A 24,492-nucleotide genomic window follows, 5' to 3' on the forward strand; every position below is an offset into this window, starting at 1 on the left:
ATTGACTAAGTGACTTCTTAAATACTAAAGAATATTGCCATTACCCAATGGATCTAATGAAGCTGCCGCGTGAGTTGTTATTGAGAGCAGTAGAAAAAATATTGTCCATTTTAACATGATAGGTCCTAATTTTGTGTGTGAGGTAATAGGGTATGAGATAACTTGATGGTGTGTAAAATATTAATATATAAGAGTTTTTATTGATAAATCCGTCGAGTTAGTTCGGTGTAAGTACGTGCGAAGACATGAAAATGGCCTAAGGCTTTAATTAAAAAAAAGCCACCCCGAAGGATGGCAAATACAAACGAGAAGAATCATTACAAATGAAAAGCCCTTATTTCATAGTAAAGATATTCTACAAGGTTATGCAGACGGTTTAATATGAACATTATGTTGTAGATGTTGCAAATTTGTAATTGGGAAACTGTGATGTTTGAACAGGAAATGCCCGATATATGCACATTTTGTTTGATCTAGCGCTTATATTTTCCGCCTTCAGAGTTTCCATGAAGGGTCAAACTAATCAAAGCAATGCTCACTAGTGGGGAATACACCATTTCTTACTTCTTGTTCATATTCACTAAATGATGTTTTGATTAGTTGGCTTAGGTCGATGTATTTTTTGACAAACTTAGGTGTATATTCAGTGAATAAACCCAGCATGTCTTCGGTCACTAACACTTGACCATCACATTCGGGTGAAGCTCCGATACCAATCGTTGGGATCGATACAGAACGGGTGATTTCTCGAGCTGTGAGCGCATCGACGCCTTCAACAAGTAATGAAAATGCTCCAATTTTTTCGAGTTTTCGTGCTGTAATGATAAAAGGGAAAAGTGTTAGCGGGACTTCTTCCGAGCTTGGTTATGACTCCCCATCATCATTTATTTATATGTTTAAGATGATGACAGGAAGAAGCCCGGCGAGATTTATTGAGTTACTTAAAGGTTGATGCATCTTTTACAAGCTGAGAGCAATAGACAAATACTCTCAGCTTGCTTTGTTTAGCTATTCTCAATGGCTTATTTGGTTATTCAAAAACTCTTCAAGTGGAATTGGTTTAGCGAACAAGAAGCCCTGTAGGTAGTTGACGCCTCGTTCTTTTAAATAATCGGCTTGTTGCACTGTTTCAACGCCTTCCGCGATAACATCTAGTGATAAGTCGTGCGACAAGGTGATCATGTTTTGAAGCAGGTGGCCTGTTATTGTGTCAACGCCAATGTCTCGGACAAAGGTTTGGTCAATCTTTAGGTAGTCGAGGTCTACTTTTTGTAAGTTAACCAAAGAGGAGTGGCCCGTACCAAAATCATCTATTGCTATCTTGCATCCGAGCGCCTTGATTTTCCCGAAAATATCATCCGTTAAATCGCAGTAGTTTAGTGCTTCTCTTTCTGTGAGTTCTAGAACTAGAGTAACGTCGTCACAGTCAATAATATCGATAAATTCCTGACACGCCTTCAGCAATGTGCCTTTCGAACAGTGCTGGGGTGAGATGTTTATACCCACATGGAAACCGTTAGGTAGCTTGTCTATGAAAGGCTTAATTTGCATAGCTGTGAGCCGCATCAATTGGTGTGTCATAGGTACAATAAGACCAGAGGTTTCAGCCTTAGGAATGAACAGATCTGGTCTCACGATACCTTGTACTGGGTGTTTCCACCTCAATAGAATCTCTATGCCTTGTATTGCATGAGTTTTACTATTCACAATCGGCTGAGCGTACGGGACAAACTCTTTCCTCTCCATTGCTCGTTCGATTTCGAGGTATAGATTAGAGGGACGCCTTGATAGCCACACAAGATAAAGGGCAAACAGAGTTTGCAGCAGTATGATGGCTACAATGTGTTGCTTATCCTTGACCCAGAATGCCGTTAGCATATTAGGGTAAGCAAAACCTGCGTGTGCGCTATAAGGAAACTGTTTTGATGATACTTGATGCCAAGAGATGAGTTTTTCTACCGGGTTTGTTTTTACGGTCAACTCTTTACTATCAAGCCACTTATCACCGACTGCAATAAATGACCGTAACTTGCTGTCTGAAGTGAGCGACTCTCTCAGGTAAAGGCTATCAATTCCACTTAATGCCGCGTGATCATCCAACGTTGACCTCACCACGATAAGAGGGTGAGAAGTATCAACGTTACTTCCATTAAGCAGCAGTAATTGTCCTGAAGTGTATGCGGTAGGATCATACTTGTAATTGCTTTCACCCCAGATAGAGGTGCAGAAGATTACATTGTCTTTCGCTAGATTGGCACTTCGTACGTAAGGTATGGTTGCTACAAGATGTCTAAGGGCGAGGGCCTCGTCTTCACAGGTATTAGAGCTTTGCAATAGCTTTAAAGCACTCGTGTTGGTCTCCTTACCAAACTCAAGAATCTCATCTACTTCTTGAACAATATTCATTGCTTTCTGGTTTGCTTGCTCATCCAGTGAACGGCCAAAACTGAGATACAAAAAAGTGAGCGCCAAGACACTGGGAATAAAAGAAAGACATATTAGATATGTTGGGCTAGTTTTTTTGTTTGCAAACATAGAGAACCTAGTTTAGTTAATCATCTTATTATTGAACGAGTAGGGTATGGAATTAGATGCTAGTAACTCCAATGTTACATAGAGGATCAATATATAATTGTCAGTATAAGGTAGTATTTACCAAATTCACTGATGATTGCTTCTTTTTTCGCTTGTCATTCTCAATTTGACGAAAACATTGCTCAAGTGTGTGCATAAGGTTTAAGTACGCACAGCTTTATTTTAACTGGCGCGGTAAGTTGTTTACGTTAGCGTCTCTTCATCAAATCATCAGTATTAGGTTAGATTCTTTTCCCTTCGGATAATGGAACAATACATTTGAAATTAATCCTTTTAATCTTAAGGGTTAATTAATTGCCAGGGACACATTATTCAATGGTAAATGTCCATTTAATAGACTTTGCTGTACAAATAAACCCATTATATTTTTGTGTTCAGTGGATAAGAGGCGGCAATGATATCTTTTGATGAGTATTCGTTGAGGAGTAAGAAAGAGATCGGGCTATTTTGGTGTGATTTAGGTCAATGGGGTAAGCGTAGTGCGATGGGAGTCAGCTTCTCAAAGCCAGGTAATACTAAGGCCTCAAATTTGTGAGGCCTTAGTACATTTTGTTAATTCGCTTTAGAAGCTTCGTGCTGTTCAATCATGAACGCGATTGCTTCATCGCTTAAACAAGATTTACTGACATATTGGCGCTGTTTTCCAATATGAAGGATAAAGCCGAGATCGGTCTGTTCAAGTTGGTCGATGTCACTCCAAGCGATAGTATTGGTGGCTTTGTGGTTTTTGTAACTCACCCCGCTAGCATCACCTTGAAAGACAATTTTGCTGCCTGCGCCTGAGCTGATTCTTTGTCGCCATAACCACCAGGTTCTTTTGCAGTACACACTGAATGCTTCAATCACACTCAAAACAATAAAGAACCAACCAACATAACCGTTAGGTAACAGTTCAAACTCCAGTAGAACCACGCCAAAAATAAGAAACAGTATTCCTTTTAAGTAGGCTTTTGGAAATTGAGTCGGAAGGCTAGTTTGATCATAACACTCCGCGAAAAACGTCTTGTCGAGTTTGTATTCTGTTGTGAAACCGGGTTCTTTAGACATGTGAGGCTACTTTAATGCTTCTTGTTAATGGGTTTTCTTTGAATTGGTATTTCATGCTGCGATCTCGCAACTTGGGTATTGTATCGCTTCTTATGGCTTATCTTTAGCTATTTTGGTTTTGTTTTGTAAGTCGATGATACTGACAAGGTCTATTTAGACTAACAGTCATGCATTGTTTGAATAAGGTTAACGGGTGTTTATGTCACTAAAATAAAAAGCCCCCTTGTTGAGAGGTCTTTAGTTTACGGTAATGGTGATTAACTTCTAATCGTAATAGAGCGCATCTATAACCGTTACATCGTAAACACTGGGGACATACCGCTGTCTTGCCCACTCATTAGCAACAAGCCAATTAAGACAAGCAAAACCCCACCAAATAGTTGTAAATAATGACCTGCGGCTTTCAGTGTCGCACTGTTACTCTTATTACCTGCAGCCAAATAGCGTTTTACCAAGTTCTTGCCTGTTAGTGTCATTATAGCAATCGTCGAGGTTGTGAAAGCAGTACCAATCGCCATGGCAAAAGCACTGACAACACCCATCCAATATAAACCAACCATGTTTGCGAAAAGCAGAACCATAATCGCGCCAGTACATGGTCTCACGCCTATCGTCACGATGATTCCCGCATATTCACGAAGTGTTGAAGCTTTGTTTATAGCGTCTGCATCGGCAACATGCTGGTGGCCGCATCCACAGTCTGCATGTGAATGATCTGCGTGAGCGTGTTCTGCCGGTTGTAATGCGTTAGATGGGGTCAACATCATTGAACCAGCTGGTACTGATGAGCGAAGCGCCATTGGTGATTGGACTGAAATTGGCGAAGACGTACCGGCAGCTAATGTGGTGATGGCTTTCACTTTCAGTTTTGGTTTACGGATTGAACGGTAGATGTTTCTGAGTGCTTTCCAGCAGATCAACGCACCGACCACTGCAACTAAAGCAAAACTTAATGAAACAAACATATTTGCTTTGTCATTCACCATTCGCATAGAAGCGCTAAAGCCCCACAGCAAAACGCTAACTAATAAGATCGCGACCAATGCTTGTAGGAATGCAGATACGATTGTAAGCACTAAGCTGGCTTTCGCTTTGGTTGGGTGAGTGGCTAAGTAGGTCGAAACGATGACCTTGCCGTGGCCCGGGCCAAGTGAATGAAGCATGCCGTAGATAAAGCTGAATCCGATAAGGTAACTGCCTGCCCCCCAAGGATTGGATTTAGCTTCATAGAGTAGGTCTGCGAGCTCGGAATTGATTTCTCTTTGCCATTGAATACTGGATATCACCAATGATGGCCACATTACCCACAGTTGGTATGCGCCTATAGCAACGAGTATTAAGGCAGTGGCACCTATCAGGTAGTATTTTGTTTGAATTTGATTTTTCAGCATGTAACAAAAACCTATATCAGAGTTCACTCTCATTTTGCATAGAGAGCCTTAATGAGTAGAAACGTGCGGTTGTAGTTAAGACGCGGGAATTGCGGCACAATGAAGCTCAACCGACTGAGTGAATAGCTGACCTAAGGTGTTGTCTGGGTCAGCATCGGCAGGCAAAGACATCGCATAGCTCATTTGCTCAGGAGTAGGATTTGGCTCAACGATCTCTAGTTGGCATTGCCTAGCGAGCGAATTAGATAAGGTGACATCATTATTTGAGATCCACGACATATCAACGAAGTAGCTAGGATCAAAAATCAACATGCGAAGGGAGTCGCGTGTGACAGGTTTAGGTTTTGAAAGTGGAAGGTCGAATGTGAGGACCATTTTGGCTTTATCACGTTCGAACTTCGCATGTTCAGCAACCTGATATTTGATTGGTTCTTTACCGTCGTAGAAATAAGTGAAGTAGTGTTCGTACATCATGTTTTCAATTACAGATGCTGCCAAGTCCTTGAACGTCTCCTTTTCTTTCTCTGGAGAAACGTCTTCACCATCCAGCATGTACATGGACGTCATGGCGTCAAAAGACCACTCCATTGACAAGCCGGTGATCATGCCATTTTGTCCCTCGATATGAGTTTTCATTTCGATCCAAGAATGGGGGTGTGCTTGTAGGTTCGGAGCAAAAATCAGTATTGCTAACCAAAATGGTAAACGCTTAATGGAGCGTAGGTGTGTTGAGAAGCGACGTACATATCGTGAAGAGAGGCAGCTGAGTACCTTGGTTAGAATAAATAGCTGTTTCATGAGACATAATAGTTATTTGACGTAATGTTATAATATAACAACTTGTAGTTTGGTTTACATCAAATTTGTGTCATGTTTTGTTTGAGTACTAGACGATAGCACTTCAAACCAGTCAAGCTGTGGAACTGGAACTGGAACTGTTGATGTTTACCAGACAGGTAAGTATTACCGCAATGCCGACGAGTGACGAAGCAAGTCGAGGTACTATTTTTATGAGCCTCCCATACCCAAACTCATCAAATTACCCTGTTTTAGTGCCATCTCTTTTTGTATTTGTTATGAAACTAAGCTCTAATAATTTTGACGTTTGATGGGGTGTGGTACACGAAAAGAGTAGCCTGAAGTGATGACGATCAAATTAATGCGTGCGACATTTTTATGCTTTCTGTTTTTCTCGAGTGCTATTAAAGCAGATACCAATATACACATATTGAATAACACCGATGAGGAAATTAACTTCCTTATATCTGGTGATGAGCAAGTTATCACTTCAACGGGAATTAACCGTATTAAGCCTTATAGTTACGCTGAGATTGCCAACTTGAGTCGATACAGTGGCATAGAGTATGGCAAAGATTACTACTTTTTTATCTTTTTAGGGTATGAACACCTCACACCGGTTGTAAAGCTAAAAGGGACGGCATGGGGGTCAAACATGTCTTTTACGCTTGTTGACCCGGAAACTACGCATATGGGCGAGCTAGATGATGACCGAGAGATTCACGGGAATTACAAAGGAGATTATCAGTATCATTATAAAGCCGAATATACAGGCGGCTACGATGACATTACGTTCGTTATCAGTGAAGAGCCAACCACTCTGTCATCTAATGAAAATAGCATCAATATTCTGACCTATAACGTTTGGTTGCTCCCTTTTGTGGGAGAACACATGAACCATCGAGATAGGCGAATCGCTGATGCGGTCAGCAATAACGACGTGGTTTTTATGCAAGAGGTGTTTAGGCGGGAAAATGAAGTACGCTTGAATGCTGCGATGCAAAGCCACTTTCAGTTCGTGAGTAACAAGCTCGATGGCGGCGGTAGCAATACTTATGATGGCGGCGTTATTACCTATAGTAAATACCCTATAGTTGAACAGGCGCAGCACGTTTTTGATAACTGCAAGGGCACAGATTGCGCTGCAGATAAAGGCGTACTTTATACCAAGATAATAAAAGATAGCCGTCCTTATCACTTGTTTAATTTGCACCTTGGTTCATGGAATTCTCGTGAGCACAGGAATATAAGAATGCTTCAGGTCGGGGAAATTCTCGCTTTTGTCGAACAGCTCGATTTACCGCAAGATGAACCCGTGATTTTCGGTGGTGATTTCAATATCGCCAAACATAAGTTTCCCATCGACTTTACTCAAATGCTAAGAATACTGAATTTGCGAGAACCGCCTTTAGAAGGCTCATTAATCTATAGTTATGACCCGCTTGTGAACCAAAACTTATCAAACAGTGATGAATTTGCTCAAGAACGGCTGGATTATCTATTGTATTCAGATAATGGCAGTGTGGTGGCTAGTACCAGCAAGATAGAAGTGTTACGTAGCTTTGATGAGGAAATGTGGGGTGTGTGGGATTTATCTGATCACCTTGCTATGAGTGGCCGCTTTGAAGTGCCTTAGGGTGAGCGGTTCTTATTTATGTCTGACCTTTTGGAAAGTGCTCCGCAATTGCGGGGCACTTTTCATTTGGACAAATCGCATCAGGTTTCTAGAAGAACTTCTTAATCGCTTTTTCAGCACACGCCACATCTAGGTGACCGCCTGGCGCATCATCCACACCAATCGCACCAATCATCGCATTGTTCGCCTGTACTGGAACACCACCGGCTAAGAACAGCAAGTTTTCGTCCATATTCTGAAGGGGTTGCATGATCGGCTTATCGGCAATGAGCTTCATTAGGTTAGCTGATGGTTGTTTCATGCTCGCCACGGTGAACGCTTTTTTGCGTGAGCTATCAAGTGTGTGGATGCCAGCGCCATCAGAACGCAGTTGAGCAATCACATTACCCGACAAATCAACGACAGTCGCAGAAACCTTGTCGCCATCTGCCTCACATTGATTGACCGCTTCATGTGCGAGCTTGAATGCCGCTTGTGACGAGATTTGAGTAAAAGAGACCGTTTGTGTTTCTTCAACTCTTCCGTATAAAGAATGCCCAGCAATAGCGGGGGCATTCTTGTTTCTGGGTAAGGGGCTTTTCCATGACTAGATGCGGGAGGTAAACTAATCTGCGCTAACCATATTGGCTGACTGTTGTTTTTGATCGTACTTATCGATTCAGTAAATCTTATTTTTCACACGATAGTTATTGGCATATGCTAATAATGGGGCGTATTCTGAACTCCTGATCATCAATAACAGGAAGTTACCATGTTATACGCAATACCTTGCCGCGACCTTCATGTCGGCAACCACTTTGCTCGTTCTCCGGAGATAGCTATTGTCGATGAGCAACAACAAATAAAGCAGCTTATTCCTTTGGTTGAGTCGGACAGCCCGTGCAATAAGAAGAAACAATGGATGTCTGTCGTTAAATCTTACGATGTGAAGGCTGTAGTTGTCCGTCACATAGGGAAGAAGATGTTGGCACACTTGTTCAACAACGATATTAGAGTTTTTGCATCGACAGGAAAGGCGGAAGTTGCCTCGCTGGATTTCAGCAATCTGCAAGAAGTCACTGACCTCGATTATGGTCGAGAGCCCAGAAATAGCGGGTGTCGCGAGAAAACGTGCGGTGACAAAGGACACAAGAAAGAAACGTCGATTCACACACCACGGTCGAATAGGTTCAGTGTTATTCGAGGTGTCCGTAAATGACTTTCTTACTCACGCTACTGGGTTTTGTTGGAATCGTCTTTCTGATGGCGATAGGCGTGATTTTTTCACGTAAGCCAATCAAAGGCAGTTGTGGAGGGCTCGCGCAGTTAGACATTGAGCGCGAATGCAATTGCAAGGATGTGTGCGAAGAGCATAGCCGAACGTTGTATCAGATCACTGAGCCATCAAGCTAAGTCTTGGGAATGAGTGGCCTTTGCGTTAAATCATTCCTGGCTAGGACGCGAGTTAAGTGCCTTGAATGACCAAAGCATGGCCGTTGACGATGCATTTGGCGACTTTGGCTCGTGCACGCTTAATGATATTGCCGAACGTTTGGCGAGATACCTGCATTTGCTCGGCGGCTTCAAGCTGGCTCAATCCTTCTTGATCAGCCAAGCGTAAGGCTTCTAACTCTTCTAATAGCAGTTCTTCTTTATGAAGCTCGTCCATAGGAACGCCATTAGGCTTAAAACAAGAGTAAGCCGCACGGGTACATAACTGGCGATGTTTTTTTGGTCGAGCCATATCAATCTCTAGGAATTTAAGGGTAAAAAGGAATAAGGGTAAGTATGAAGGTTTTCATTCCTCACAACCATCGGCACTGCCAAGTATGCAGCCAAGGTTTTTTCGCAGACAGCCCCATTTGTTTTGAAGCCGTTGGCGAACGCGAGACTTTAGTCAATCATAAAGCCTTGGCCAATCATGAAGCTTCAATTAAGAGTGAAGCTTTAGTTAAATATGAAACCAGAGCCAAGATTGTACCAACAGATAAAGTCGAGGGCTACGATGGCATCATGCAGGGCGGTATTGTTACCACATTACACGACAGCGCTATGCTGCATTGTTTGTTCCAAAACAGTATCAATGCGATGACGGTGAGTTTAACGTCTCGTTTTCATCATCCAATAGCCATTGATAAAGAGTTAGAAATTCGCGCTCAATGGGTTAAAAGCAGACGCAATATTCACTTCTTAGAGAGCCAAATTACTCAGAACGGAACCTTGTGTTCGTCAGCACAGAGCCAGTTTATGTCTTAGGTTTAAGCCCAATATTTTGCAGAATAAGTAGGGTTCTCTATAGTTAAAGTTATAACTATTAAAGCTAGGGCAACATTGAATTTGTCATAAACTCTTTTCACTTTTGAGGACGCTAAGGTGTGTTCGTTAGGCGAGCCTTTGCACTCGATTCAATTCATCGCTGCCTTTTTCTGGAGGGCTGCTGATGCAAAAATTCTTCAAATCGATACCTCGATACTGTGCTCTTTCAATTGTTTTACTTTTTCCATTCTTCAGCACTTTTGCTTCGTCTGCTCCGCTTAAAGTTGGTGTTTACCCTTGTCCGCCTTTTGTGATTAGTTCGATGGAAAGTGAATGGAATGGCCTAAGTGTCGAGCTTTGGGAACAGATCGCCAAAGAAATGGACGTTGAATACACGATAGAGAATCACCGTTTGGATGAACTACTCAATGCGATTGAAACCGAGCAAATCGATATCGGAGTCTCTTGTATTTCAATCACCCCAGAGCGTGAGCTGTTTGCTGACTTTTCCCATTCCTTTTACGAAACTCACCTTGCTATCGCAGTGAAGAAACAGGGCTACCTTCATACCTTGCGCGCCATTTTCTTAAACCCTGCATTGTGGGTGATCATTGGTGTTATCGTTTTTATCTCTGGGGTCATTGGCGCATTTTTTTACGTGTTGGAGCACGGTGAGAATGAAAAGCTCTATTCGATGAAAAGCCGTACTGGTCGTTGGTTAGAAAGCTTCATACTTGGCTTACTGTTCATCACTCGAGGCCCATTCAATTACTTTGAGTTCAAAAGCTTAACCGGACGAATTGCCACAGTATTCATTGGTGTATTGAGTATGCTGTTCATCGCCAGTATTACTGCGGTATTAGCCAGCAAGCTTACGCTTAGCCAAGGTTCTTCCCATATTAAAGGCGTTAATGATCTTGCGGATGTTGAAGTAGGGGCAAAAGTCGCGACGACTTCTTCTTTGATGCTCACTAGCTTTGGTATTCGACACAAGAGTTATGTGGATATGCCGAGACTGTTGGCGGCTTTAGAGGAAGGTGAAGTTGAAGCCATCGTAGCCGATGATGTGGTACTCAAATATATGATCGGTAATGGCAGAACAAGTGGACAGTTCGATGATCTAGAGGTGTTACCGTATCAGTTAGAAAAGCAGAATTATGGATTTATCATTACTGAAAATAACTCACACGAAGAAGAGATAAACCGTGCGCTGCTGAAAATTCGTGAGTCGCGTAAGTGGCGTAAAATCTTGGTCGATTATTTTGCGGATCAATAACCGACATCTGCTGCTTACTTCGACGTTTTCTGGGTTCTTTCCGCTACAGTTAGTCTGAACTAGAAGCTTTGTTCTTTTTGAAATATTTGAACGCTGTCCAAACGGCATAAGCCGAAACTCCGACAATCAATGCTGAGCGAAGCAGAATAGGGGCATCATGCTCAAGTTGACTAACGTGCGGCCCAATACTGGCAAATAATCGACTGGTAAAAAGCAGCCCCATTACTAACATAATAACTTTATTCATGTGACCAGCCTTTCAATGAGATGCGTTACACAGAACAAGTTATCGGTAGGTTAAGCTATTAACGCAACCAAGAGCGGTTCTGCTTTGAAATAAAAGCATGCGCTTCTCAAGCGTCACCGTCAACGCGATATGGGTCTAAAGCCAGTAAGCTAAAATTTCGTTTTTGGAAGTGGATTGTTCTGGCTGGTGCGTTAGAGCGCGGAACAGGCGAGAGTGTTAAGGTATCTAAAATGTTTCCGACAAAGTATAGGTTTATTACTAACGTCACTAAAATAGCGCGTTGAATGCCGGTAAAGTTATTATTTTTGAGATTTACAACTCATATAGAATTATCAACGTCAAAGATAATATTGCTTAACGAAATCAGGTTATTCGCACCTTACCTTGTCGAGTATATTTTTTCTACTATCGATAAGTCCATGAAGAAATTAAGGTTATGCTCAAGGTAAGTATACTTAATACCGACTTCTCCCGTGTTGAAATCAACGGATTTTGCGACATCTTCTTGAAAGTTATCAATGACTAACTGTAATAAGCAATCCTTGTCTAATACATTCATAAGTTTCCTTAAATATAATATGGTTGCAGATGCATATTAAAGAACAGGTTCCGAATATTATCAAGGAAAGTGAAAGAATATTTTCTCGTATAAATCTCATGTCTTTATAACCCTTAATCATAATAAAAACTAATTACATACCATTTTGTGCTTTGTAATTTATTTATCTTAGAAGCCTTCAATTATTAGCAAAATACAAACCAACTATTGTGAAGGTATAAAGAACTTTTTCGGTGAATCTGAAAGAGTGATTGGACAAACATATGAGAATAGATGGTTTACTTACAACGGAATATATTTATTTTGACGGTATATTAGGGATTAATTATATAGGTTTATTGGTTTTTGGTTATAAAGTTTGAAGGTCGGGATATTCTTGGATAAATGCGCTATAGCCTTGCTTTTTGTAATGTTTATTGTTCCCGCTTCTATGTTTCATAAGCTAACCTTATCTAACGTCAATGTGAAATTGGTTTCACTTATGTTGTTGGCGTGCCCTTGGATTTGTTTTTTTAACCCTTGGGTAGATTTGATGTTCGTTTTACTTATGTAAAAATTCTTTTTTATCAACGGCTAATGGTTATTTTTGAAGGAGATAAGGATCAAATTTTTTCTTTTTCAGCACGTTGTAGCATAGATGAACCACACAACAAGTTGATTGTTATCTAGTTTAACTAGGGAAATATTTATGACAGAGCAAGAGTATGATTACCCAGAGTCGTACAATCTGATTTCAGTGACAGAACCTTCCAGTAAAATTAAGTATGCAAGCCCTCATTTTAATGAAGTAGCAGGCTACAAAGAAGGAGAGCTCGTAGGTGAGTATCACAATGTGGTTCGCCATAGAGATATGCCTAAAGCCGCATTTAAAGACCTATGGAGCCATATTCAATCAGGGAGTAACTGGATGGGTATGGTGAAAAACCAACGGAACGGTGGTGGTTATTATTGGGTTGATGCTTTTGCTTCTCCGTTAAAAGAAGATAACGAGATTGTTGAATATCAGTCGGTTCGGTTTAAGCCAAAAAGAGAATATGTTGCACGAGCAGAGAAAGCTTATGAAACGTTAAATAAAGGAAAAACGCCGTTTAAGCTTATGTTACCCAAGACAAGACTTTGGCAACGTCAAACTTTGATCTCAATATTACTAATCGGGATTGTTTATGCGCTTCAAATTAATCAATTCGTAACACAACTGCAAAGTTTATTAGTGCTATTTTTAGGTGGCTCAATATCAATCTATATTCTTACGCGTCGTTTGGAGGGTATTTGTGAAATTGCAAAAAATGAGTTCAACAACCCTTTAATGGAGCATATTTATTTTGGTAAGGTAGATGATCTCTCCGAAATTGCTTTAGGAATGAAGGTGCGGAAACAATATGCAAAAGCGTTATTAGGCAGAATCCGAATTTCGGTGAGTGATTCATGTGAATTAACCCTAATGCAGGCGAATAAAACGGCTGAATCGAACGCAACGGTGTCTGAAAACCTTGAAAGTCAGAAAACAGAAATTGATATGGCAGCGACAGCTATTAATGAAATGCAGGCGGCTTCAAGCGAAATCTCTCAAAATGCACAAGGTACTCTAGATTCCACCTTTAGCACCCAACAAGAGCTATTATCTTGTCAGAACGAACTAAACCAAGTAGAAGAAAACTTTGTCGAGCTGACTAGTGAATTAGACAATATATCGACAATATCGCTGTCTGTAGAGAGAGAGACGCAGCAAATAAGCTCCGTTATTGAGATGATTAACGCGATTGCAGACCAAACCAACCTGTTAGCCCTCAATGCCGCGATAGAAGCTGCACGAGCGGGCGACTCTGGAAGAGGGTTCTCGGTAGTGGCGGATGAAGTACGAGTGCTAGCTCAAAAAACACAAGAAGCAACAACAGAGATTCAAGCGGTTATTGAAAAGCTATGCACAGGCAGTGGTCAGTCAGTAACGGCCGTTAATAATGGCACAGAAAAAGCGAAACGTACTCAAACAACGATTCAATCGACTCTAGAAAGCCTTACTTTGTTGAGCGAAAAGGTACAGGGAGTGGTTGATAGGAATAACCAAATCGCTGTCGCTATTGAAGAGCAAGTGAATGTATCAGAAGAGATTAACCAGAATATTCTTTCCATCCATAGTAAAGCTGAAGCTTCTCACGACCTCATGGAAGACAGTAAAAAGCAGTATGAGCAAAGTGTACTCAGCTTGAATGAGCTAAGAAAAGGTGTGGCTCGATTTTAAACTCAATAGAGTGAGTGACTCGCTATTTTGACGAGAGGCTAAACTGTGAATTGAGATTTGAACTAGTTTTAGCTTTGGTCGCAAATATAAAACCTTGCAATTGCGAGGTTTTATATTTTTGGTCGGTTGAGCTGACTTGGACGGGGTATCTTAACAGCCAGATCAGATGCCGGGTTAAGTCACTGCGCTAAATTAACTGGCCGGCGCTAGTTCAATTGTTGGTACTACATATGAAGGGGGGCGTAACGGCTCATTTCGTTCTTTAGATCTTGTTCATACTGATCTAGCCACGCATAACGCTCGCGATACAACTTACGCTTTTGACGTTTTAGAGCTTCAAGATCTTTTCTGTTCGGGTTGGTCGGTAGACGATAAAAATAGTCATCATGCACCTGTCCATCGTGTTCTTCCCACAGACTGTCGTATTTAAGGCTGATATCTTTGTTTTTCTTACCGTAGCGCAATGAGTTCGACACATGGCCAGACTCTTTTACCGCATAGATATTGTCGATACCCAAGTTAATAGCGAGCAATCGTAGTGTTTCTACCATGAAGGATTTAGGTCTTAAACCGTAAAAAGCTTTGGTGAATGTGCGGCTAAATCCATTGTCATTGGCTCCACCCTGAATACCGCCGATGTAGATGTTGTTGTCGAAAACAGTAAACGAAATGGTATACATTTTTTCGAGTTGAGAATTGGTCAATGAAACTGTGAGTTCACCTTCTTTTCTCGCGTTTCTTTCAAAGCTGAGATTAACTAGATAGATGCGGTCATCGATGTCTAGTTTTAGAAGATTGAGTCTTTCATTGTAGATTTGTTGACGTGCTTCTGTTACGAAGGTGTTTTCAAACCAGTCGTAGTGCTTGGACAAGATGTCGATCTTTTCTTTATTGCTAAAGCCAGTACATAGGTAGGGAGTCACAAATTTAGACAAGAAGTTGGGCTGCTTGATAAATAACAACTTTCTCTCTTCAGAGTTGAAGTTATCACTCATTTTTCGAGTGGCTGAATAATAAAACAGAGCTCGAATCGTAAACTTAATTATGGCTTTGTATTTACCCTTATTTTTATGGGTATTGGCTTCAATCCCCATGCGAACGACATTCATAATCACCTCAAAGAAGAAGTATTGTTCGAACACAGTTGTGTTACGAACCCTTCCAATAATCTCACCAATAACAAGAAAATGATGATAGTGAAAAATGCGATTTGGGTATGTATGGGTATGTATGACAATGTAACTAAGCCAGTTACTTAGTGTTCATATTTTGGACGGTTGGGGTCGTGTTTTAGTGGGTAGAAGAGCTAGGAAGCGATTGTTTGCTATAGGAACGTGTTTCTAAAACCAAAAATGCCACTACAAATCTGAAGTGGCATTAGAACGATAACAAACTATCACTTTGCTTAAACTTAAACTTTAGTTCTTACATAAACTATAGTTCTAACAGTTTGGCCAATTCACGCTCTTCAAGAAGCTCTTCAATGCGTTGACGAGTCTTAGGTGTTTCGGCTTGTGCTTTAGTCGACTTACCAGCTTTTTTGCTTCGGCTCGTTTTCGCTTTTTCCTTAGTCGTCATCGTAATCTTCCTTGTGTTTTTCTGTGTTACAGGTTGCACGTCTCTTTTAGTGCTTTGCCTGCTTTAAATGCTGGCGTCTTTGATGCTGCAATCTGAATCTCTTCTCCGGTACGCGGGTTGCGACCAGTTCGAGCGGCACGAGAGTTAACTTTAAAGCTACCAAATCCAAGGATCGATACGTCATCACCGTTAGCAAGCGAAGAAGATATACCTTCAACTAGCGCATTGAGCGCTGTGCCAGCTTGGTCTTTTGAGATGTCTGCAGAAGTCGCGATGTGTTCAACTAATTGAGATTTGTTCATAATCTATATTCCTTATTGAGTACGGCTGGCGTCTACCTTTAGCACCTAGCTTATGCGATCTTATCAACGGCAACTGAAATATTGTCAGTGGTTGGGTAGAGCTTTGTAAAGTAACCAACAGGATTGACTATAAAAGCATCTGTCGGTTCAATCAATGCAATTCATTGATTATTATTGGTTTATAGACATGTCGCCCAAATTAACTTGAGAAAAGTCATTCGGATTGTCCGCGAGGTTCATAATCCAAGTCGAAACTGCCATCTGTCATGTTGACAAACGAAAGAGTAAAAACAAAGAAGCCCAGCTTAATTGCTGGGCTTCTTGTTGTGTTGTCAGAGAGATTTGTTAATTCAGAACTATTTAGTAATAAAAATTTGTTCTGTTTCTAGCGAAGTCATAGAGCGAACTTGACGCCAAATGTAGTAGAAAATACCCAACATCATCAACATGCTTGGGATGGCGATTGCTGGGTAGCTGTAAAGTGTCAGCTTGCCAAGTTCTTCATTGAAGGCAGCGGTGCCAGCAGGGCTTGTCACAATCCAAGTCGCTAGGAAGTAGTTCATCGCAGAAGAAAATGCGAAAGTACTCGCGAATAGGTAGTTTGATGTCATTAAGCAACGGTCGAACTGCGCCTGCTTACCGAACTGTCTTAAACGCTCTTCGATAAGAGAGATATTTAACAGAGCTGGTGTGAAGATAACTTTCTGAATAAACGGATAGCGGGTGAAGGTTGAGCCAAGGACCGCTAAACCAATTAGACCAGGGATTAATGCTTCTTTTAGCGCTAACCAACGAGTGTCTAGCTCAAAGAAACCAATGCCACCTGTTAAAAGTACACTGACAAAGCCAAGCGCTGCTATGAAGTTGAACTTCTTGTTGCGGATCAACTCCATGCCACCGTAAGCAATAGGGAAGGCTAGTGCGACAAGTAATGCTAAGCCTGTTCCGAGATGCTCATCTCCACTGAACTTCATTAAAATGAATGAAGGAAGAAGGACGTTAAATACAACTTCGAAAAGAGGACTCGATTTTTTGTTTTCTGTGCTACTCATAATTTCTAAATACATTATGTTATGGATTTATTCTCAGGGATTGTTGTTTACCTTGCGCAAGATGTAAAGCCTTAAGGCACCATGCTGTGTAACGACATGTGACATCAACGACATCTCTGAGTCTATCTCAAGTTGAATTCAAGGCTTTATGTATTCTAGCTTTGGACGCATTTAGGTATCCCGCCCGAATGAATCAAGCGACGTTTCATAATCAGGCTTGTTTGCCAAACTCTCAATGCTTAAGTGTGTCAGTACGTGTGTGAACGGAGAAAGGTGTAAGAAATCGATGATGGTGCAGCTGTTCACTTCATCAAACAATTCAGTATGTCGAAACTGAACGTAATCTAAAGCGACATGGAGGTACAACGTGGCCAAGTTGTTACTCAGAAGGGATTCTAGTCCTTGTTCTTTGATCTCTTGGTCTAGTCGCTCTAGGGCGGCAACGATACCTTCTTGCCCTCTCTGGATAAGCGCATTGTCACTGTCTGCATAGCGAGTCAATGCCACTGTTCGAAAAGCGATTTCCATTAACGTCTTAGCTGTTCCTAGTGTATGCATGTCATTGGCACTATTTAACATTACTTGGCGGAGCGTTTGAGGCTGATATGTTTCAATTAGGTATTGGCAAATGCATAAGCTTTCTGTCAATGCTGTTCCGTCATCAAGTTCAAGTGCAGGAATTAAACAAAACGGATTGACGCTTTTTAGATTGGCTGGAGAGCTCCATGGATCAACCCAAACAAAAGACAGTGGGGAGCAGCGCGATAGAAGTGCTGTAGCTGCGACTACGCGTGAAAACGGGGAGGTTTCATTTAAGTAGAGTTGCATGATAATCCTTTATTGTATTCGTCAGATGAACCGAAGAAGCTAGCTTAGAACGAGGTCAAGTGTTCAGGCTTAGAGCGAGTCGCGGTCATTAATATACACACCGTAGACAAAATCAAAGCAGCAGTACTAACGCTGAACAAAACGTCGTATGAATCCATATGATTTAAGTAGTACGCCATCAAAAGTCCAACCACACCTTGTGATACAGCAAAAGAGAGAGTCATTCCTGCCCACGCTTTGGTGTGCAGTTCATAACCGACAATCTCTAATGTGTAAGTCGACACAAGAGTTACCGTTCCCGGCGTGAAAATACCGACCAGTAATGAAGATATGAGTAGCGCGATGGGGTGGGTGCTAAAAAGCGGGAGTGCGACGCCTAGAGCCTTGAAGTTAAATGCAATACATAGTGACTTCTTAAGCCCTAGCTTGTCTCCCAACATGCCCGTAATCAATGGTCCAATGGCAGCACCAATACCAAAGGTTGCCCAGAATAAACCACCGCTAGTGAACGACATCCCCAGTTCTCGTACGATGTAATCAACCCAAAACAAGGTGTGTGGTAGGTAGCCGATAGCATCGAAGGTATAAGCCACAAGAATAAGCGTTACGCTGATTAACTTAGGTCTTGATAGCTGTGAGAAGGAAGATTTTATATAAGGCGCTTTTGACTTATTATCTTGGGTTTGCCAAGCATTCCAGGTGAGTATAGTGGTGGCCAACGCGATGACTCCCATGCCAATCCAAGCCGAAACCACACTAAAAAAAATGAGCACAGGAATTAGGGTGCCAGATAACATTGCACCAAGCCCAATGCCTGAAAATACAACACCGCTGACACGAGCCTTCACATCTGGGTTAAATTTTCGGACAATCACTGGTGGAGCGACAACCATGAGTATCGCCCCCGTAACTCCAGAAAAAGTTCGCCAAACATAAAACCATGCTAAGGGCGCATCCTGTAGCGCACAGCCCAAGTAGCTAAAGCTGCTCACCAACATCGCGAAACGAATCAACTGCCCAGCACTAAAGTAACGCAGCAGTATGTTGGTAGCAGGTGCACCTAAGATGTACCCAAGAAGGGTCGCGACACCAAGATAAGATGCATCACTTTCGCTAAACCAACCACTTTGAATGAGCGCCGGCATTAATGCTATATAGGCAAACCTACCGATCCCGTTGCCTATCAACGTCGCTCCCATTCCTGCAAGGCTATCGCGATTAATGATGTGTGTATTCAGCATAAAAAGGGCTCTTTCGGATTTAACTAGATGCTCTGGCAATAGGAAAAAATTTTGTTCGATTTTGCATATTGACATCATTCACCATCAATATCACTAGGCGCTTAGTCATATAATTTGCTCATTTAAAACCGGTTTGAGATAGGTAAATAGCGAGTGTGTTTAAACACTTAGGTAGATGTGTTGTTCTGCCGAGGATAAGGCAATAAGCGATTGTTTTAATCACAGTAGAATTGAGTGATTAATGGTTAGACTAAAGTTGGATCTAAATGAACGTAAATGATTAGGTATTTAGAAAAGTTTGATGTTCTGTGGGCTCTAACTCACATTCTGTAGTGGTCAACTGATATTGGCCACGTTCCTAGAGTTTAACCAGAACAATCGTTCTGATTCATTGGGAGTCAAACCACCGTTGTATTGGTGCGGGCGGAGTTGGCAATAATACCCAATAATGTATCGAGTAATTTCTTGTTGTGCCTCTGCAAAGCTCCGATAACCTACTGTAGGTATCCATTCCGTCTTCAAGCTTCTAAAGAAGCGTTCCATTGGTGCATTATCCCAGCAATTTCCTCGTCGAGATAAGCTTTGCTTGATCTGAAAGCGCCACAGTAATTGCCGATAACTTCGGCTTGTATAATGACTGCCTTGATCGCTGTGAAACATGACGCCCTGTGGTTTACCACGAGACTCATAAGCCATGGCAAGAGCCTTACGAGTTAATCGACTATCGGGCGATAATGACATTGCCCAACCAATCGTTTTTCTAGCGAACAGGTCTAAAACTACGGCTAAGTACATCCAACGATAGCCAGTCCAAACATAAGTAACGTCACCAACCCAAACTCTGTTTGGCTCCGTAACTGCAAACTGGCGGCCTAAGAGGTTTGGGATCTCAATATGTTCTTGTGATGCTTTACGATACCTGTGTTTTGGCACTTGGCAGCTCACTAGACCAAGGGCTTTCATGAACTTCGTTGCTCTGTAGCGACTCAGGTTAGTTCCCTGACTCGTTATTATGTCTGCAATGGTTCTCGCTCCCGCAGAACCGTTGCTTGCGGCATGTGCCTCGCTAACTAAACTACGGAGCTTTGCTGTTTCGGCATCAATTTCTACTGGACGTTTTCGCCAGTAGTTATAACTGCTTCGATGAACATTGAACACTTCACATAATATTTTTACGCTGTGGCTCTGCTTGAGTTTCTTGATTATCAAGAATTGTTCAGTGAGTCCGACATCAACAGAGCCGTGGCTTTTTTTAATATTTCATTATGCTCTTCAAGGCGAGCTAACTTCTTTTTTAATTCACGTATTTCAATTTGCTCAGGCGTCATCGGCGATGCTTTAGGTGCTTTCCCCTGACGTTCCTCTTTTAGTTGGCGAACCCACTTATCCATCGTGGACTTCCCAACATTCATAGCTTGAGCAGCCTCTGTCACAGAGTGGTTCTGATCTAGAACCAGTTGTGCCGCTTCTAATTTGAATTCAGCGCTAAATAGTCTTCTTGTACGTTTTGTCATAGTGTCACCTGTTAACTTATGAGGTGATGATATCACCTCTAACTAAGTGACCAAATTCAGCGTACCACTACATTCACCGCTCTTAAACGATGGATGAATGTGAAATGAGGTGGGTTTAAAGAAGAGGTATAACTCCTTTACTGGTCGAAAAGTAGGTTAAAGCTTAAAGGTATTTTGTCGGAAATCGCTAGTCCACCCACGGTTGCCGAAAGTTTGTTTAGATTCTCTGTCGATATTCCAAAATCAGTGCCATTGACGATGATTGTCGAGGCAGAGCTAACCATGACAAATCCTGACGATGGAACCACCATAACTGGGAAGTCGACCGTTTTTGTTACGCCGTGTAAGGTAACTTCCGCCGCTACGGTTGTTCTTTTTGGGTCGCCGGATAACATTGAAGGTTCGACTTTTCCAGAGACCTTCACTTCAGGGAAAGTCATCGATTCAAAGTAGAGCTCATTTAGCCTCTGATCGCGAATAGCGACACCAGTGCTAACGCTTTTCAAGTCCAATACTATTGAAAACTGCCCCTCTTCGGTAAGCCCTCCAGACATGGGTTTGATGGATGCGGGCTCTACAACAAACTGCTTTTTAATGGTAGCGAATGTGATGTTCGATAACTTTGGATCTAACGTGTAGCCTGTTTCTGAAAAAGAGGGCGCAGAAATAAGGGTACAAAACAGACCGAGTGCAGATATTAGCGTTTTCATAAGTGGTTACCACATAGATGAGTTTCTTTGGTAAGTGTAGATAGAAGCTTAGATCAGTATCTTAAGAATTACCCAAAGCTAGAAAGGCAGCTCCACATAATTGGAACCATGATCGGTTAACTTACTTGTGTATTTTTGGTTATGTTATAACATAACTCAATTCGTTCTTGCTGCGAATAACGATTGTAGCAGTAAGAGTGAAGCGATAAGCATGTATCAAGGAGAAGACGTAATGAATGCCGTGTTAACGAAGCCTTTGGCAACCAATAGTAATCAGCCACTTAACATTAGTTCGGCTGTGAGTATCAAAGATCAGGCGAGTCTCAAACTATGCGTTAGTGCTTCGGAGCAGCCCACGGTATTAGCCGATATCTACAAAAGTGATATCAACATCGCGATTTGGCAGCGTAAGTTTGATGCTGATTTAATAGGTGACATTGATGAGTTTATCGCGTCGAATCCAAATTTTAGTAAGTCTGTTAGCGTGTCACCGGGCAACGCCTACGATAAGTTGGAATTTGCAACGGACGGAACGGCCTCTAAAGCGCTATTAGAAAACATGGCAGAGCTGGTGGATATGTTCTGTTGTTTGTTTGAACTTGAAGAAGTAGGGCTGCGTTTGGCGGTGTTGAATAAGGCAATGTGTCCTCGCTTTCATTTCGACCAAGTGCCTTGCCGCTTAGTAACCACTTATCACGGTGTCGCGACTCAATGGCTACAGAACGACTCGGTCGATCGTTCAAAGTTAGGTCGTGGGAGCAACGGACAGCCAGACTCTGCTTCTGGCTTGTACAACCATGAATCTGATATTCAACAAATGGTGAGTGGTGACGTAGCGCTATTGAAAGGTGAGCGCTGGAGTGGCAACGAAAATGCAGGTCTTGTGCATCGTTCACCAGTCACTTCATCTAACGAGACACGATTGCTATTAACGTTGGACTTTGGTTGATCAACTTTTGACTATTTTGTCTGCGACCTGTTTCTTTTCAGACGTTCAACACATTTAAATATCTTCCTAGTGGGGTAACGGCCTAGCGTGAGCTGTGCCGTTATTACTGCCAAACTACAGACACCCATCAGCTGACCTTGTTTAGCACATTAATTCAAAATTTAGAGTTTACCATTCTCTAAATCAATGGGTTACGATGCGTGCACTTACTCACATATATCAATATTTCAGTTCCTCATCGGTTTCTTAATTTATTTTAAAGCGTAAAATATATCGCGCTTGCAAACCGCTTTGGCAACCAATTTGTTCGCCACGGTTATTTATACAAAAATTATAGGTTTTCTATGTTAAAGAAACTTTCGCTTAAGAATAAGCTGGCGATCTCTGCCAGTATGGCCATCATCCTGGGGGGGATTTTGGTCGAAGCACTTTCATTTCGTGCATCATTGCAACGATTGGATACTGAAGTTGAACAACGTTTGGAAGGGGCATCCGCTTCTTACAACCAATACGTGTCAGATTGGATCTTATCCAAAGAGCGTGCGCTAACTTCTCTGTCGAAAGAGTCCAAACAAGAAAGCTTGGTGACTCACCTAAAACAGGTTCGTGATTCTGCGTCTTTTGATAATGTCTTCTTAGCGTTTCCTGACGGTTCGCAAAAGAATGCGAATGGAGTGGTACTGCCGCCGGGTAATGATGACCCACGTTTATGGGGTTGGTACACCAATGCGGTTGCAAACCCAAATAAGGTGTTCATGGATAACCCAACCGTTGCTGCTGCGACTGGGGCGAATGTTGTGTCACTGGGTACTGCCATGCAATTACATGGTCAACAGGTTGTATTGGGGGCGGATGTTGAAATTACCGACATTCTTAATAGCCTAGAGCAAGTGATTCTTCCAGGTGAAGGTTACATGTTCATCGCGACTAATAAAGGCACGGTTTATACGCACCCTGATACCAAGCTATTGAATAAGAACATCAGCTCACTTGGGTTAGATTTTACGGATGTACAAAAGGCATTAGCTAGTGGTAAAGATACTTCGATCGACTTAAACGGCAGCGATTATGTTCTGTATGCGCGTGCGATTGATGGAACGAGCCTAATTACTGTGAGCGTTGTTAACCATGACTCTTTGGTAGCACCGTTATTTGATGCCGTGATTGGTCAAGTGTTGGTGACTTTGCTGGTTGTCATCGTATGTACTGTGTTGTTCAACCTACTGTGTACGATTCTATTCCGTCCGCTTAATCATGTATCTCAAGCATTGGCGCAAATCGCGAATGGTAGTGGTGATCTAACTCAACGTATTCATGTTGATAATCAGGATGAAGTGGGTGAGCTTGCTCAGAACTTCAATACCTTTGTTGGTAGCTTACAGCAGTTGATAGGTCATATCCGCGGACAATCAGAGCAGCTCAACAGTCAGTCTGAGCAAAGTGCTCAGCGTGCGAACCGCTCTGTGGATGAGCTAAACCACCAGCAGCAAGAAATCACGATGGTGGCGACGGCGGTAACTGAAATGGCCTGTGCAACTCAAGAGATTGCATCACATGCCGAGCAAACAGCGAAAGCTGCACAAGACTCAGCGACAAGCACTAACAGTGGTCACGCTCTGGTTGTCGACACTAAAGGCTCAATCAATAACTTGGCCAATGAAGTGAACGAAGCGGGCAACGTGATCAGCGAGCTAAACAAGCACGCTCAAGAGATCTCAACAGTATTAGCGACAATCCAAGGCATTGCAGAGCAAACTAACTTACTTGCTTTGAATGCAGCGATTGAAGCTGCCCGTGCTGGTGAACAAGGTCGTGGTTTTGCTGTGGTAGCTGACGAAGTACGTGTGCTTTCTCAGCGCACTCACTCTTCAACGGAAGAGATCAAATCAACGATTGATATTCTGCAGCGTACAACGACCCAAGCCGTTGAGCTTATGGAGAGCAGTTCTAAACTGGCAATACATTCCGTAGAAGATGCAGACAGAGCTTCGCATGCGCTTGAAGAGATCAATACTGCAGTTGCTTTGATCAGTGATATGGCGACTCAAATCGCGACTGCCGCTGAAGAGCAAACGCACGTGACGGGTGAAATTACCCAAAACATTACGACCATTAAAGATGTCACTGACCACTTAGTTGTGGGCGCGCAGGACAGCTTAACTGAGTCGAACGAACTTAAGAGCCAAGCCGCTGGTTTAAGTGACAAAGTGGCGACTTTTAAGCTTGCTTAACGGTTTCATTCGCTGATGCCTGATCAGTGAGTAATCGGTAAGCAATAAGCCAAAGCGACGTAGA

At 42.2% G+C, this 24,492-nt stretch carries 23 protein-coding genes and 1 pseudogene; 8 read left to right on the forward strand and 16 right to left on the reverse strand.

All coding sequences use genetic code 11. From position 1 onward, the window contains the following. Positions 1-519: 519 nt before the first annotated feature. The 5 genes from BCU34_RS05050 to BCU34_RS05070 form a co-directional block, all read right to left on the reverse strand. A complete protein-coding gene (locus tag BCU34_RS05050) occupies positions 520-825 on the reverse strand; it encodes a 3-methyl-2-oxobutanoate hydroxymethyltransferase (RefSeq protein ID WP_308829569.1) in 306 nt (101 codons plus the stop codon). Between the two features lie 189 nt (positions 826-1,014). Further along, on the reverse strand, positions 1,015-2,535 hold the full coding sequence (locus tag BCU34_RS05055) for an EAL domain-containing protein (RefSeq protein ID WP_102479456.1): 1,521 nt from the start codon (positions 2,533-2,535) through the stop codon (positions 1,015-1,017). 612 nt (positions 2,536-3,147) lie between these two features. Then, positions 3,148-3,642, reverse strand: coding sequence for a YcxB family protein (locus tag BCU34_RS05060; RefSeq protein ID WP_102431408.1), 495 nt, complete (start codon positions 3,640-3,642; stop codon positions 3,148-3,150). Between the two features lie 293 nt (positions 3,643-3,935). Next, the gene (locus tag BCU34_RS05065) at positions 3,936-5,033 is read right to left on the reverse strand and encodes a nickel/cobalt transporter (protein ID WP_102431409.1); all 1,098 of its coding nucleotides are present in this window, start codon (positions 5,031-5,033) and stop codon (positions 3,936-3,938) included. Between the two features lie 75 nt (positions 5,034-5,108). Beyond that, on the reverse strand, positions 5,109-5,831 hold the full coding sequence (locus BCU34_RS05070; protein WP_133148549.1) for a DUF1007 family protein: 723 nt from the start codon (positions 5,829-5,831) through the stop codon (positions 5,109-5,111). 346 nt (positions 5,832-6,177) lie between these two features. Between BCU34_RS05070 and BCU34_RS05075 the strand changes: the two genes are divergently transcribed. Next, the gene (locus BCU34_RS05075; protein WP_102431410.1) at positions 6,178-7,467 is read left to right on the forward strand and encodes a sphingomyelin phosphodiesterase; all 1,290 of its coding nucleotides are present in this window, start codon (positions 6,178-6,180) and stop codon (positions 7,465-7,467) included. Positions 7,468-7,555: 88 nt separating this feature from the next. Here the strand turns inward: BCU34_RS05075 and BCU34_RS05080 are convergent. Further along, positions 7,556-7,978 (reverse strand): annotated as a pseudogene (locus BCU34_RS05080) (GlcG/HbpS family heme-binding protein); the annotation flags it as partial. A 240-nt stretch (positions 7,979-8,218) separates the two neighbouring features. Here BCU34_RS05080 and BCU34_RS05085 point away from each other — a divergent pair. Together BCU34_RS05085 and nqrM are read left to right on the forward strand one after the other, a co-directional pair. Beyond that, complete coding sequence (locus BCU34_RS05085; protein ID WP_102431412.1) at positions 8,219-8,665, forward strand: NifB/NifX family molybdenum-iron cluster-binding protein; 447 nt, start codon at positions 8,219-8,221, stop codon at positions 8,663-8,665. Beyond that, on the forward strand, positions 8,662-8,859 hold the full coding sequence (gene nqrM, locus BCU34_RS05090) for a (Na+)-NQR maturation NqrM (RefSeq protein WP_017109749.1): 198 nt from the start codon (positions 8,662-8,664) through the stop codon (positions 8,857-8,859). The genes BCU34_RS05085 and nqrM overlap by 4 nt, the downstream gene beginning before the upstream one ends. 52 nt (positions 8,860-8,911) lie before the next feature. On the opposite strand, the gene BCU34_RS05095 is transcribed toward nqrM, so the two are convergent. Continuing rightward, the gene (locus tag BCU34_RS05095; protein WP_102431413.1) at positions 8,912-9,190 is read right to left on the reverse strand and encodes a DUF134 domain-containing protein; all 279 of its coding nucleotides are present in this window, start codon (positions 9,188-9,190) and stop codon (positions 8,912-8,914) included. A gap of 44 nt (positions 9,191-9,234) precedes the next feature. On the opposite strand from BCU34_RS05095, the gene BCU34_RS05100 reads away from it, so the two are divergent. Further along, on the forward strand, positions 9,235-9,702 hold the full coding sequence (locus BCU34_RS05100) for a PaaI family thioesterase (protein ID WP_102479454.1): 468 nt from the start codon (positions 9,235-9,237) through the stop codon (positions 9,700-9,702). A gap of 184 nt (positions 9,703-9,886) precedes the next feature. Continuing rightward, positions 9,887-10,978, forward strand: coding sequence for a transporter substrate-binding domain-containing protein (locus BCU34_RS05105; RefSeq protein WP_102479453.1), 1,092 nt, complete (start codon positions 9,887-9,889; stop codon positions 10,976-10,978). 49 nt (positions 10,979-11,027) lie between these two features. Here the strand turns inward: BCU34_RS05105 and BCU34_RS05110 are convergent, their stop codons facing one another. After that, on the reverse strand, positions 11,028-11,225 hold the full coding sequence (locus BCU34_RS05110; protein WP_017106023.1) for a hypothetical protein: 198 nt from the start codon (positions 11,223-11,225) through the stop codon (positions 11,028-11,030). Between the two features lie 1,247 nt (positions 11,226-12,472). Between BCU34_RS05110 and BCU34_RS05115 the strand changes: the two genes are divergently transcribed. Then, entirely contained in the window at positions 12,473-14,023 is a 1,551-nt protein-coding gene (locus BCU34_RS05115) for a PAS domain-containing methyl-accepting chemotaxis protein (protein ID WP_102431751.1), read from the forward strand. A gap of 224 nt (positions 14,024-14,247) precedes the next feature. Here BCU34_RS05115 and BCU34_RS05120 read toward each other — a convergent pair whose 3' ends face one another. The 8 genes from BCU34_RS05120 to BCU34_RS05155 all read right to left on the reverse strand — a co-directional run bounded on the left by BCU34_RS05120 (position 14,248) and on the right by BCU34_RS05155 (position 21,248). Then, entirely contained in the window at positions 14,248-15,132 is an 885-nt protein-coding gene (locus BCU34_RS05120) for a VirK/YbjX family protein (protein ID WP_133148548.1), read from the reverse strand. A gap of 325 nt (positions 15,133-15,457) precedes the next feature. Next, positions 15,458-15,601 carry a hypothetical protein gene (locus tag BCU34_RS05125; RefSeq protein ID WP_017059112.1) on the reverse strand — a complete coding sequence of 48 codons (144 nt, stop codon included), beginning with the start codon at positions 15,599-15,601 and terminating at the stop codon, positions 15,458-15,460. A gap of 26 nt (positions 15,602-15,627) precedes the next feature. Beyond that, positions 15,628-15,903 carry an HU family DNA-binding protein gene (locus BCU34_RS05130; protein ID WP_048658484.1) on the reverse strand — a complete coding sequence of 92 codons (276 nt, stop codon included), beginning with the start codon at positions 15,901-15,903 and terminating at the stop codon, positions 15,628-15,630. Between the two features lie 356 nt (positions 15,904-16,259). Further along, positions 16,260-16,955, reverse strand: coding sequence for a VC0807 family protein (locus BCU34_RS05135; protein ID WP_102431775.1), 696 nt, complete (start codon positions 16,953-16,955; stop codon positions 16,260-16,262). A 171-nt stretch (positions 16,956-17,126) separates the two neighbouring features. Then, on the reverse strand, positions 17,127-17,783 hold the full coding sequence (locus BCU34_RS05140; RefSeq protein WP_102479449.1) for a glutathione S-transferase N-terminal domain-containing protein: 657 nt from the start codon (positions 17,781-17,783) through the stop codon (positions 17,127-17,129). Positions 17,784-17,827: 44 nt separating this feature from the next. Further along, positions 17,828-19,024 (reverse strand): YbfB/YjiJ family MFS transporter, encoded by a 1,197-nt coding sequence (locus tag BCU34_RS05145; RefSeq protein ID WP_102479448.1) that lies wholly within the window; start codon positions 19,022-19,024, stop codon positions 17,828-17,830. Between the two features lie 336 nt (positions 19,025-19,360). Then, positions 19,361-20,538, reverse strand: a protein-coding gene (locus tag BCU34_RS05150) for an IS3 family transposase (protein ID WP_102420178.1) whose coding sequence is annotated in 2 segments (ribosomal slippage) — positions 19,361-20,280 and positions 20,280-20,538 — 1,179 coding nt in all. Because the reading frame shifts where the segments join, the coding sequence is not laid out codon by codon here. A gap of 137 nt (positions 20,539-20,675) precedes the next feature. Beyond that, on the reverse strand, positions 20,676-21,248 hold the full coding sequence (locus BCU34_RS05155) for a YceI family protein (protein WP_102479094.1): 573 nt from the start codon (positions 21,246-21,248) through the stop codon (positions 20,676-20,678). A gap of 232 nt (positions 21,249-21,480) precedes the next feature. Here BCU34_RS05155 and BCU34_RS05160 point away from each other — a divergent pair, with 232 nt between their 5' ends. Together BCU34_RS05160 and BCU34_RS05165 are read left to right on the forward strand one after the other, a co-directional pair. Continuing rightward, positions 21,481-22,197: a DUF1826 domain-containing protein gene (locus BCU34_RS05160; protein WP_102530302.1), complete on the forward strand. Its 717-nt coding sequence runs from the start codon at positions 21,481-21,483 to the stop codon at positions 22,195-22,197. A gap of 344 nt (positions 22,198-22,541) precedes the next feature. Further along, on the forward strand, positions 22,542-24,428 hold the full coding sequence (locus BCU34_RS05165; RefSeq protein WP_102478371.1) for a methyl-accepting chemotaxis protein: 1,887 nt from the start codon (positions 22,542-22,544) through the stop codon (positions 24,426-24,428). Positions 24,429-24,492: the final 64 nt, after the last annotated feature.

The sequence above is a fragment of the Vibrio sp. 10N.286.45.E10 genome (assembly GCF_002874195.2).
Classification (GTDB): Bacteria; Pseudomonadota; Gammaproteobacteria; order Enterobacterales; family Vibrionaceae; genus Vibrio; species Vibrio crassostreae.